Annotated in this window: 13 protein-coding genes and 1 tRNA gene; 12 read left to right on the top strand and 2 right to left on the bottom strand. The window is 40.7% G+C overall.

Annotation, left to right across the window (positions count from 1 at the left end):
- Positions 1-96: 96 nt before the first annotated feature.
- Positions 97-1,497, top strand: a complete 1,401-nt coding sequence (locus BWP33_RS02230) for a PepSY-associated TM helix domain-containing protein (RefSeq protein WP_040628429.1) — start codon at positions 97-99, stop codon at positions 1,495-1,497.
- Between the two features lie 92 nt (positions 1,498-1,589).
- Positions 1,590-2,051: a hypothetical protein gene (locus BWP33_RS02225; RefSeq protein ID WP_002640999.1), complete on the top strand. Its 462-nt coding sequence runs from the start codon at positions 1,590-1,592 to the stop codon at positions 2,049-2,051.
- Positions 2,052-2,240: 189 nt separating this feature from the next.
- Here the strand turns inward: BWP33_RS02225 and rpoD are convergent, their stop codons facing one another.
- Positions 2,241-4,199 (bottom strand): RNA polymerase sigma factor RpoD, encoded by a 1,959-nt coding sequence (rpoD, locus tag BWP33_RS02220; protein WP_002641000.1) that lies wholly within the window; start codon positions 4,197-4,199, stop codon positions 2,241-2,243.
- A 524-nt stretch (positions 4,200-4,723) separates the two neighbouring features.
- Here rpoD and BWP33_RS02215 point away from each other — a divergent pair.
- Positions 4,724-5,377: an HI_0552 family protein gene (locus tag BWP33_RS02215; protein ID WP_002641001.1), complete on the top strand. Its 654-nt coding sequence runs from the start codon at positions 4,724-4,726 to the stop codon at positions 5,375-5,377.
- Here BWP33_RS02215 and BWP33_RS02210 read toward each other — a convergent pair.
- On the bottom strand, positions 5,357-6,076 hold the full coding sequence (locus BWP33_RS02210; protein ID WP_002641002.1) for a 16S rRNA (uracil(1498)-N(3))-methyltransferase: 720 nt from the start codon (positions 6,074-6,076) through the stop codon (positions 5,357-5,359). The two genes, BWP33_RS02215 and BWP33_RS02210, sit on opposite strands and share 21 nt — an antisense overlap.
- A 162-nt stretch (positions 6,077-6,238) precedes the next feature.
- Here BWP33_RS02210 and BWP33_RS02205 point away from each other — a divergent pair, with 162 nt between their 5' ends.
- From BWP33_RS02205 to BWP33_RS02165, 9 genes are all read left to right on the top strand, one after another.
- Positions 6,239-7,036, top strand: a complete 798-nt coding sequence (locus tag BWP33_RS02205; RefSeq protein ID WP_002641003.1) for an inositol monophosphatase family protein — start codon at positions 6,239-6,241, stop codon at positions 7,034-7,036.
- A 234-nt stretch (positions 7,037-7,270) separates the two neighbouring features.
- On the top strand, positions 7,271-7,792 hold the full coding sequence (infC, locus tag BWP33_RS02200) for a translation initiation factor IF-3 (protein WP_104930286.1): 522 nt from the start codon (positions 7,271-7,273) through the stop codon (positions 7,790-7,792).
- A 149-nt stretch (positions 7,793-7,941) separates the two neighbouring features.
- Complete coding sequence (gene rpmI, locus BWP33_RS02195; RefSeq protein ID WP_002641005.1) at positions 7,942-8,139, top strand: 50S ribosomal protein L35; 198 nt, start codon at positions 7,942-7,944, stop codon at positions 8,137-8,139.
- A gap of 12 nt (positions 8,140-8,151) precedes the next feature.
- Positions 8,152-8,508: a 50S ribosomal protein L20 gene (gene rplT, locus BWP33_RS02190; RefSeq protein ID WP_002641006.1), complete on the top strand. Its 357-nt coding sequence runs from the start codon at positions 8,152-8,154 to the stop codon at positions 8,506-8,508.
- A gap of 58 nt (positions 8,509-8,566) precedes the next feature.
- Positions 8,567-8,640: transfer RNA gene (locus BWP33_RS02185), tRNA-Gly, on the top strand.
- A gap of 125 nt (positions 8,641-8,765) precedes the next feature.
- A complete protein-coding gene (locus tag BWP33_RS02180; protein WP_002641007.1) occupies positions 8,766-10,076 on the top strand; it encodes an ATP-binding protein in 1,311 nt (436 codons plus the stop codon).
- A 284-nt stretch (positions 10,077-10,360) separates the two neighbouring features.
- Positions 10,361-11,242 (top strand): IS982 family transposase, encoded by an 882-nt coding sequence (locus tag BWP33_RS02175; protein WP_104930280.1) that lies wholly within the window; start codon positions 10,361-10,363, stop codon positions 11,240-11,242.
- A 15-nt stretch (positions 11,243-11,257) separates the two neighbouring features.
- Positions 11,258-11,722, top strand: coding sequence for a YchJ family protein (locus tag BWP33_RS02170; RefSeq protein WP_002641008.1), 465 nt, complete (start codon positions 11,258-11,260; stop codon positions 11,720-11,722).
- 142 nt (positions 11,723-11,864) lie between these two features.
- Positions 11,865-12,290: an EamA family transporter gene (locus BWP33_RS02165; protein ID WP_002641009.1), complete on the top strand. Its 426-nt coding sequence runs from the start codon at positions 11,865-11,867 to the stop codon at positions 12,288-12,290.
- Positions 12,291-12,309: the final 19 nt, after the last annotated feature.

Genomic DNA, 12,309 nt, shown 5'->3' with positions numbered 1-12,309 from the left:
TAAACATAAGTTCTTAATTTTAAACGACTATAATCATAGAAAATACAGCCAAATTCCCTTAGAATGACGCTTTTAGACTTGATATACGATAACACCATGAAGAACACGCAACCCAATTCCAATCAACACTACTTTACCATTTGGCGATGGCATTTTTACGCAGGCATCTTGATTGCGCCACTTTTGATGCTACTGGCGGCCACTGGCTTGGCGATGCTGTTGCTTGCCAAGACCATTGGCAAAGAAAATCAATACATTAACGTCATACCACAAGCCCAAACTCAACCCGTTTCCCAGCAAGCTCAAGCAGCACTTGATGCGGTGGACAAAGAACATGGCGCGGTCATCCAATATATCTCGCCACAATCACCCGATACTGTTGCGGTTTTTCGCGTCAACGATGGCGATGGCAAAGCCACAATGGTTGCAGTAAACCCCTACACCGCTCAAGTGGTACAAACCTTTGAACGCAATCAAAATTTGTATCACTTGATGGACGAATTACATGGCGATTTACTGATGGGAAAATTCGGTGACTATTTGCTTGAAACGACGGCATCTTTAACCGTATTGATGATTTTGACGGGCTGGTATTTGTGGTGGTGCGCACGCCAACGCCATATCAGTCAAATGTTCTCTACTGGTAAATTGGGTGCAGGACGCTCTGGCTGGCGTGGTGTACACGGCGCATTAGGAACATATATTTCACTGATATTATTGTTATTTTGCTTATCTGGTATGGCATGGGCTGGCATTTGGGGGGGCAAAATGGTACAAGCGTGGTCGCAATTTCCTGCGGGAAAATGGGGCGTTGCGCCCAACCCTGAATCTACGTTGTTACACGGTGATTTAAATGACGGAAAAACCAAAGAAATTCCATGGATTTTGGAATTAACCCCAATGCCCATTTCAGGCAGCACTTTGGGCGAAAACGGCATTAATCCAAACGAACCCATGACGTTTGACACCGTAGACAGATTCGCTCGGGAACAAGGTTTCGCCACCAACGGACGCTACCAAATCTATTTCCCCAAAGGCGAAAAAGGTGTATGGACAATTAACCAAGATTCAATGAGTTATGACAGCCCCAACCCCACAGCCGACCGAACCATGCACATAGACCGTTATTCAGGCAAAATTTTGGCAGATATTAACTTTAAAGATTACAACTGGTTTGGCAAGTTTATGGTGGTAAGCATCGCTTTTCATATGGGAACAATGGGTTGGTGGTCAATTGCACTGAATGTCGTGTTTTGTTTGGCGGTCATTTTAATGGGGGTCAGTGGTTATGTGATGTGGTGGAAACGCCGCCCACGTGCTTCGGGTTTGTGTCCGCCAGCACAAGGGCGTGAAGTGGCAAATTGGCGAGCAGCAGCGATCATTTTGTGTGTGGTTGCGTTGATTTTTCCGACCGCAGCGATGGCAATTTTATTTGTGTATTTATTAGATAAACTTTTAATTTCACGTACAAAATTCTTCACAAAATTATTAAAATAACGCTTTCAAAAATAACCACAACTTGATTTAGGGTACGTTTTGCTGTGTATTAAAACATACCCTACAAAAAATCGTAATCCGAGCAAACCGACATGATACAAAATATTTTAAATTTGGTTGGCAAAAACAGTTTAATTGGCAACTTGATTGTATCGGCACGACAGCTGAATTTAGAATTTAATGTTACTAATTCCGATGATGGTAAGCAGTATATTGCCAGTTTAACTGAAATTTTTGAATTTGGCATGAGTCTGCGCCCAGAAGTGGGATTCTGCTATCTCAATGAAAAAGAAGCAAGAAATTATACATTTGATAATCAAGGTAAATTTATTTCTATTTTAATGGAAATCAGTCAAACCATGCAGCCACTGTGTTTGTTCAATCACATTGATGAACGTCAATGGACTTATGTTTTTGTATTAATGAATTCAGCTGATATTATCCCATTGTTTCAACAAGCAAAACCAAACGACTATTTTTTATCCAACACTCAAGGGCAGTTGATGTTGGCGGCAAATTGGCACGATTTCAGCTATATCACGCAAAGCAGTTAAAAAATAAGTTGTACCATTACCTACTTAGAACCTGTATTCATAGCCAACGTGAAGTGGATTTTGTCCCAGTTAGTGCGAATGTCAAAAGACACCGCGCTTGGCTGTGAATACAGGCAATAGTTGAAACAACAAATCAATTAAAAATTTTCAGGCTGCCTGAACTTAAAAACATCAAGGCAGCCTGAAAACTTATTTCCCTTCTTCGCTATCTAAGAAACTTTTCAGCTTATCCGAACGCGTTGGGTGGCGTAATTTACGTAATGCTTTGGCTTCAATTTGGCGAATACGCTCGCGTGTTACATCAAATTGTTTACCGACTTCTTCCAGCGTATGATCTGTGTTCATGTCAATACCGAAACGCATACGCAACACTTTGGCCTCGCGTGGTGTCAGGCTTTCTAGTACATCTTTGGTTACTTCGCGCAAGCTAGAATACATCGCCGCATCGGACGGCGCAACATTGTTCGCATCTTCAATAAAATCACCCAAATGCGAATCCTCATCATCACCAATTGGCGTTTCCATAGAAATGGGTTCTTTGGCGATTTTCATGATTTTGCGAATTTTATCTTCTGGCATTTCCATTAATTCAGCCAATTTAGCGGAATCGGGTTCTTCGCCAGTTTCTTGCAGATATTGGCGCGAAATACGATTCATTTTATTAATGGTTTCAATCATATGCACAGGAATACGAATGGTTCGAGCTTGGTCGGCGATGGAACGCGTGATGGCTTGGCGAATCCACCAAGTTGCATAAGTAGAGAATTTATAGCCACGACGATACTCAAATTTATCCACCGCTTTCATCAAGCCAATATTACCTTCTTGAATTAAATCAAGGAATTGCAAACCGCGATTGGTGTATTTTTTCGCAATGGAAATCACCAAACGCAAATTTGCCTGAATCATTTCTTGTTTGGCTGCTGCGGTTTCTTTTTCACTAACAACCATGTTTTTGCTGATTTCTTTCAATTCCTCAATGGAAATACGCGCATGGGCTTCCAAATTTGACATTTCGGTTTGTTTTTCTAAGATATCATGTTTAAAGCGTTGTAAAGTTTCGCTCCAAACGCGATTTTTGTTAATTTCGTCTTCAATCCAATTCAAATTGGTGGCGTTAGGCAAAAAGCTGCTAATGAAGTAATCTTTATCCATGCGTACTCGGTCTAAGCAAATATCGCGGATTTCGCGTTCTAATTTGCGAATCAAATCCACACGACCGCGCAAACTTTCACTCAATTTTTCAATTTGGCGAGTAGAAAAACGCACTTCTAACAATTTGCTGGCAATGGCATCGCGATGCTCTAAATATTTAGTGTGTTTGCTATCGTATTTCTCCAAAGCCTTAATCATTAAGCCGTAGCTTTTTCCAATTTGTTTAAAGTGTTCAATAACTTGAGCTTTTAATTCTTCTAAATTCTGCCCTTCCAGGTTACTACCTGAAGCATCTTCTTCGTCTTCTTCGTCGTCATCGGCATCGTCTGACTCACTGGAAGTGTCATCTTCTGACGCACCATTTTCCAAATGCGACAAACCCAATTCGTTCAACAACACTTCATTTGGGTCAATAATGGCTTCCACCACCTCATCAACGCGAATTTCATCTTTTTTGATTTGGTCAATCAACGCCAAAATCTCGCCCACCGAACCTGGACAAGCAGAAATAGCTTGAATCATGTTTTTCAAGGCATTTTCAATTTTTTTGGCAATAATAATTTCATCAGCACGGGTTAGTAATTCCACCTGCCCCATTTCACGCATATACATACGCACAGGGTCGGTGGTTCGTCCGAATTCGGAATCGGCTTGAGATAAAGCGGCTTCGGCTTCAGCAACTGCGTCTTCATCAGCAACTGCCGCGCTGTTATCACTCATCAACAAGGTTTCGGCATCGGGTGCTTCTTCGGTTACCTGAATACCAAGCCCTTGAATCATATTAACAATATTATCAATTTGTTCTGCATCCGACATATCGTCGGGCAAGGTATCATTGATTTCAGCATAGGTAATGTAGCCACGTTCTTTGCCAAAAATAATCAGTTGGCGCAAACGAGCGCGTTGTTCTTCGGGTGTGAGTGGGCGATTATCAGATAATTGTTCTTCGTTATCGGAATCGTGGTCATGAAAATGGGTATTGTTGGGTAACATAATAATAATCCATTGATTTAATTTGTGATTTAATTTACCACTGCAAAGATTTTAGCCATTCTGTCCATAAAATGAATGGGGTAACAAGGTTGCACAAATCACGAAAATGATGTCTGCGATAGCCAAAAATTTGACTTTCAGACCAATGAGTTTCAATTTATTGTTGTACATATAGTGCAAACAGCGCAAATTACAAGCGATTAAACGCATGAATTTGCGCGATTGTAACCAAAATGGCGCATATTATAGCAAAAATAGTTGAATTTATTTGACTTTTACAATTAAATGAATTGATTGATGATTTTTCAGGCAGCCTGAAAAAAACATGTGTCCAACAAATCATACACATAACGCACTTTATAGCCAAATTATCCATCTCACCTACTGCGTTGCCGACACACTTAATGTATAGTCATTTAAAATTAAAATGTTGCTTGCCTCTTATGTTAAGATACCAAATGTACACGGCACTCGCCTTGTCCTTTTGAAAAATTGTATTTTCAGGCTGACTGAAAGGATTGTTTATGTTAACCGCACAACATTGCGATGTATTTAATCGTCCATTTTTTCAATTTTCTCAATTAAAACAATATGCCCCCGACACCATTCCCCAATTAAAAACCGATTACAAAATCGCATGGGAAGATTGGAAAAGCGTCATCAATCAAGTTTATACACAACTAATTGAAATAAATCCACAATTTCAACCACCACATATTGAACGTTGGTGCAATGGTTGGCAGGTTCGGGCTCATTTTTTTGCGTATTTTAAATATGCCATTTACAATCAATCGGCAGCGATTTTATCTATTTTATTGAATCGTAAGCGTTTAACAGTATCACTGGACTGGCATTGTTATAAAGCAAATGTGTCGGCAATTTCCTTACCCGATTACAATCAATGGTTAGATAATTTGGACGTAGCACGTTATGCAGATTTTGATGTGTGGCATGATAATGAAAACGAATATTCAGATTATTTAAAATTAAATCAACAAAATAATTTAATTTTACAGTCATCTGATGATTTTTTTTGTATTGGTAAACACATTGACCGCGACCACTTGGCGCAAACCAATTGCGTGAATTGGATTGGCGAAACCGTATTGGCATTAACGCCATTGTATGAAAAATGTTTTGCTCATTTGCCAACAAATTCAAACGAAATCGCCCCATAATGTTTGCATGGCTGCAATGGCCGCTAGGCTGGCAGTTTCCGTCCGCAAAACGCGCTTACCCAATACAACTGCTTGGCAATTAGCAGAAAATGCAGCATTTTCTTCGGCTTGCGTCCAACCTCCCTCCGCACCAATCATCAACGTTACACGCGTAGGCGTAGGTAAATCTTTCAGACTTCGTGCTTGGCGTAAACTCATCAAAATGTGCAATTCATCGGATTTTTGTCGCAAATATTGTTCAAATGAAACAATCGGTAAAATATCGGGAATCGTATTGCGTCCACATTGTTCGCACGCTGAAATCGCAATTTCCTGCCAACGTTGTACCCGTTTATCCGCACGTTCGCCACTCAAACGCACCACACTGCGCTCACTCATCACAGGCTGAATCGCCACCACACCCAACTCCACCGATTTTTGGATGGTAAAATCCATGCGCTCGCCACTGGAAATGGCTTGTACCAGTTTGATTGATAATGGGCTTTCGGTATTTTCAGGCTGCCTGAATAATACACGACACGTTGCGTGGCGTTTTTCTAATTGCAATAATTGTGCCGAATACGCTGCACCATCGCCATTAAATAGCGTGATTTGCTCGCCCACGCGTAAACGTAAAACGTGAATGTGGCGCACCAAATTATCCGGCAATGTCCATTCAGAATCAGGAATCAAATTAACAGGAAAATAGAAACGTGGCATAATGTTTGACTCAAATAAAAGAATAACAAAATACAGCGAAATAAACGCAATGGTACAACGTTGTCCACGAACTTATGATGCTGGTTTATTCCGCTGTTATTTTCAGACTACCTGAAAAAGGAAGTTTTCCATTCTAACAAAATTTATTCCACTACGCCCACAATGCAATCACTTGAATCATTAAAGAAACTTGTACAACTCATTGCGATACAAGAAATTATGCCCCGTTTTCTCAACACGGCTGTGCAGCAAAAACCCGATGGCAGTTTGCTATCGGAAGCGGATATTGCGGCACAAAACGCGTTCAGTCAAAGGCTGCCTGAAATCATCGCTGCGCCTGTTTTAGGCGAAGAAATGTCGCCAAAAGCACAACATGAATTGTGGAAAAATCATGCAAAATCAGGATTATGGGTACTCGATCCGATTGATGGGACAACCAATTTTGCCAATGGCTTGCCACATTTTGCCGTATCGGTGGCGTTTATTCAGCAAGGCGTGGCACAAATTGGTGTGATTTACAATCCTGTTTCACAAGAACTTTTTTCCGCCAAACTTGGACACGGCGCATATTTAAATCAAACCCAATTGCCACTTCGCCAATCGTCCAATCGTTTGTATGATGCGGTGGCGGGCGCAGAAGTGAAGCATTTGTGTTCTGGAAAATTATCCAGTAGAATCCATATGTTAGCTCCTGTCCGCAGCATTCGTAGCATGGGTTGCAGCACATTGGATTGGTGTTATTTGGCATCGGGACGATATGATGTTTATGTACATGGTGGGCAAAATCTCTGGGATTATGCGGCTGGTGCGTTGATTTTTACCGAAGCTGGCGGGCAACTTGCCACATTGGAAGGTGATGAATTTTGGAGTGGGAAACACACGTTTAAGCGTTCGGTAATTGCGGCGATTCAGCCCGAATTATTCCAAACTTGGCGCAAATGGATTCAAGAAAATCAATAAAATCAACAAAATTTCAGGTTACTTGAAGCATAGGAACCATTCATAATTAATTCATTTGTACAGTTAATTTTTTGGGTAAAAACGAATAAATTAAATGCAATTCTTTTCAGGCAGCCTGAAAGCGAGTAAAATCGCTCAAATATCTAACCTACGTTTACTTAATCTTAAGTATATATATTAGATTAATCATTAAACGTATTGTCCCAATAACTGTTATTTAATAGGAGCATTATCATCGCACAGCAAGAACGCGAAGCACGAATTAACGGCGAAATTACTGCCAAAGAAGTGCGTTTAATCAGTGGAGACGGCGAACAACTCGGCGTTGTGAGCCTGAAAGAAGCCTTGGCAATGTCAGAAGAACAAGATGTTGATTTGGTGGAAATTTCCCCTACCGCCAAACCACCTGTCTGCAAATTGATGGATTTCGGTAAATACAAATACGAACAATCCAAAAAGCGAGACGAAGCCAAGAAAAAGCAAAAGCAAGTGCAAATCAAAGAAATCAAATTCCGCCCTGGAACCGATGACGGCGATTACAACATTAAAATGCGCAAAATCAAAGAGTTTTTGTCAGGTGGCGACAAAGTCAAAGTTACTTTACGTTTCCGTGGTCGTGAAATGGCGCACCAAGAAATTGGCGCACAATTGCTTGAACGCATCAAAACTGAGTTAGTTGAGGACGGTCAAATTGAACAATTTCCAAAAATGGAAGGTCGTCAAATGGTTATGATGGTTGCACCCAAAAAAAAATAAAGCTATAATCTCGCGCTTTCCTGATGAAACGCTGCGTCAGGAAAGTGTTTTATTGTGCAGCGAAAAACCGTGGCTTTGGGTTTCAAGTATTTATTAATGTTTCATTAATAAATCGCCTTCAGCCTTATCTAAAACATTTGGAGCTTACTATGCCTAAAATGAAAACCAAGTCTAGCGCGAAAAAACGCTTTAAAGTCTTGGGCAACGGTGGTGTAAAACGCGCTCATGCGTTCAAACGCCATATCTTGACCAAAAAAACCACAAAAAATAAACGCCAATTACGTGGCACTTCTATGGTGCATGAACGCGATTTGGCTTCTGTTGCTAAAATGTTGCCCTACGCTTAAAGGAGTTAAATTATGCCACGCGTAAAACGCGGTGTTACCGCTCGTGCTCGTCACAAAAAAGTGATTGCGTTAGCTACTGGCTATCGTGGTCGTCGCAAAAATGTCTATCGCATCGCTAAACAAGCGGTGATGAAAGCTGGTCAATATGCATATCGCGACCGTCGTCAACGCAAACGCCAATTCCGTCAATTGTGGATTGCTCGTATCAATGCAGGTGCTCGCCAAAACGGTTTGTCTTACAGCAAATTCATGAACGGTTTGAAACGCGCTGCAATTGAATTAGACCGTAAAGTATTGGCTGATTTGGCTGTATTTGATAAAGCTGCGTTTGCTCAATTGGTTGAAAAAGCAAAAGCTGCTTTGGCTTAATCCATTAAAAATCATGGCAGTTTGAATTTTTTGAATATTCAGGCTGCCTTTTATTTTAGCGGGTGTCGTCTAATGGTAAGACATTAGCTTCCCAAGCTATTGACGTGGGTTCAATTCCCATCACCCGCTCCACCAAATTCAGGCAGCCTGAAAACGTTTGGTATAGTGAAATAAAATTTACTTTTGTATTTTATCTCACTATTATTTATCAACGTTTTCAGGCTGCATTTTTTTATTTATGATAAAGGTTTGTAATCATGGCGGTTTCTTCTTTAAAACGTCGCTTGATTGTGCCACTGGGCGCAGGCTTTACCATTATTTGGCTGGCGGCGTGCATCGGTGGCGCAATCAATATTGTCAGCGAAATCAATGATGCAGAAGACAGCCGTATGCAACAACTCGCACACACATTAATGCTTATCAGCGACCGCCTGCCCCAATATACCAATGCCATCACACACGATGATGACGATAATGGTTTTGCCATTTGGCATCATGATAAATTGTTACTCGCTGATTCTGAAGGCGAGCACATTCCTTTTCAGGCTGCATCTACAACGAAAGACAGCCATCAATGGTGGCAACCAAATGCTTGGCGATACATTTATTTGCATGATGCACAAACTCATTTTACCGTAGCCGTGTCGCAACGCTGGGAAGAACGGTATGAAAGCATGTATGACAATATTTGGTTACAATTCATATTGTTATTGATTGCATTGCCGATTATTCTTGGCTTAATTTGGCACAGCATTTACCGCGGTTTGCAACCACTGAATTTGCTCGCCAAACAATTACAACAACGACAAGGCAATCATCTCACACCCATCAGCGAAAATGTGCCAGCTGAAACTTTACCATTGGTTCAATCATTTAACCGATTGTTGGAACGTGCCAGCATCGCCATGCAACGCGAACGCCGTTTCAGCGCAGACGCCGCACACGAATTACGCAGCCCACTGGCAGCACTCAAAATTCAAACCGAAGTATTGGCAATGTCAGAAACCGCCGAAGAACGTGAACATCATATTCAACAAATTATCAATAGCTTAGAACGTGCCAGCCACCTAACCGACCAATTACTCATCTTGTCGCGACTTGACCCAATGGACACGCTGCCTGAAACCGAACCCCTAAATTGGGACAATTTAGCACGGCAAAGTTTGTCATTGGTTAATCCTTCAGCACGTGAAAAACACATTCGTTTGAAATACGAAGCGCATTCAGGCAGCCTAAAATTACCCAAATTTGGTAGCCCCCTACTCGTCCAACTCATGCTCCGCAATTTGCTGGATAACGCCATCAAATACAGCCCTGAATATACCACCGTTACGCTGCAAATCCATGAAACCGCCATCAGCATTACCGATGAAGGCAAGGGCATCGCCATCGAACACATGTCGCATATCCGCGACCGATTCTATCGTCCAGCGGGACAAACACAAAATGGTAGCGGTTTAGGCTTATCCATCGTGGAAACCGCCGCCACATTACATAATATGTCTTTAAATTTAAAAAATTTACCTACTCACGGCTTGTGTGCTGAATTGACTTTATTAATGCCATAAAATTTTCAGGCTGCCTGAAAAATAAGCAGCCTAAAATCATAATAATTGCGCCAAACGCGTTCCACTTGTCCGTACCGCCAACACCACGCCAAACACCTATATTTTTATCGTCAAATCCATTCCCTAAATGATTAAAAAGCCCTATCATAACCATGTTTTTGTTAAAAAATGGTAAAATAACGCCATTCTCAACTCTATCTAATTAAGATATGGCAATTGAATAAAAAGGGGCATAACCCCACTCTTAAAGATACCCGTCAAGATAATCCGAAAGAGAGACAGTTATGCCCCAAGACGAATTTATCATTAAAACGTATCTAATGGTAGATGCTTTATACAATCAGCTCGTTCAAAAACCATTAAGACAAGGTGGCTTTGCACCCAAACTTTCAGATTGTGAACTGATTTGTATGGAAATTGTTGGCGAATTTCTCGGTATGGATACCGATAAAAAAATTTGGCAATATTTCAAACAACATTGGCAAAATTGGTTTCCCAATTTAGGCTCTTACCCTAATTTTGCCAAACAATGTGCCAATTTGTATTGGGTTAAACAACAAATGCATCAAAAAATCACTGCAAATTGGTGTGAGCAAACAGAGTATTATGCAGATGCCTTTCCTATTGCAGTCTGTAAATTTGCCCGAGCTAAACGCCATCAAAATTTTCGTGCATATGCGACGTTCGGTTATTGCGCTTCCAAAAAAGAGACCTATTATGGTTTTAAAGGTCATCTTTTGATTACTCGCTCAGGTATGATTAAAGCCTTTACTTTTACAGCTGCCAATGTTGATGAACGGCAGGTATTACCTGAACTTTTAGAAGGCAAAACAGGGTTTGTTGGTGCGGACAAAGGGTATTTAAGTTCTGAATTAAAAGATGAAATGAAACAAAGCCATATTAATTTACAAACACCTTATCGTAGCAATATGAAAGATGACAGAAGTCCTCAATTTCTCAAATGGCTAAAAAATAGTCGCCGTATGATTGAAACAGTTATTGGTCAATTAACAGAGAGATTTAACATGGAAATAGTTCGTACAAAAAATCTGTTTCACCAATCTAACCGTTTTATTCGGAAAATTTTATCGCATAATTTTTGCTGTTTACTGAATCAACAAATTCAACACCCAATTACTCAATTTGCTGGGTTAATTGGGTGTTGAGAATGGCGTTAAAATATGCAAACTTGTCCTTGTCAATCGCAACAACCATATGAAAATTGCTGCCAACCTTATCACGAACAATCAAAACAGCCCAAAACAGCAGAACAATTAATGCGGTCGCGTTACGCAGCATATGTACTACAACAAATTGATTATATTATTAAAACAACTGTGCCAGCACAACAAGCATTATTGGATAAAACCAGTATTACCCAATGGTCATACAACGCGCAATGGCTCGGTTTAACGGTACATCAACACATCACCAACATTCGTCCGCATCATGCGCAAGTGGCGTTTACCGTGTATTTTATGGAACATGGAAAAATGCTACAACATGATGAATTATCAGCGTTTGTACAAATTTCAGGTAACTGGTATTTCATCGACCCAACTGTGCCATTGCCCAGCATGAAATCAACGTGTTTTTGTGGTTCGGGGCGCAAATTTAAAGCATGTTGCGGACAATTTTTTAAATAAATTTAGGCAACCTTAAGGGTAATTTTGTCAACCAACTGATTCCTTATCCCAAAGAGAGGGAAAAAGTATGGTAAATTAAATTGCAGTAACACAAAATTTTTATCCTGTAAGGCAGCTTAAAATCTCAACAGGAGAAAATTTTATGCCAATTTGGTTTTATTGGGCAGCAGCATCTGCTGTTTTTGCAGCATTAACGGCAATTTTTGCAAAACTTGGCTTACAAGGCATCAATTCGGATTTTGCCACATTTATTCGCACGATTGTGATTATGATGGCGTTGGTGGCGTTTTTGTCGTACACGAAAAAATGGCAACCGTTAAGCAGTTTAACGGGGAAAAACTGGCTATTTTTGATTTTATCGGGCTTGGCAACAGGGGCATCATGGGTGGCGTATTTCAAAGCCTTGCAATTGGGCAATGCTTCACAAGTCGCACCAATTGACAAATTCAGCTTGGTTTTGGTAACGATTTTTGCAGTCATTTTTTTAGGCGAACGCCCGAATTCACAAGAATGGTTGGGTATTGGTTTGGTGGCAGCTGGCGTGTTGGTTTTGGCGTTTAAACGTTAATTTTTTAGATTGTTATCGT

The sequence above is a fragment of the Simonsiella muelleri ATCC 29453 genome, from assembly GCF_002951835.1.
GTDB classification, from domain to species: Bacteria; Pseudomonadota; Gammaproteobacteria; order Burkholderiales; family Neisseriaceae; genus Simonsiella; species Simonsiella muelleri.
Note: the sequence above shows the minus strand (reverse complement) of the source record. Positions and strands in the feature narration are given on the sequence as shown.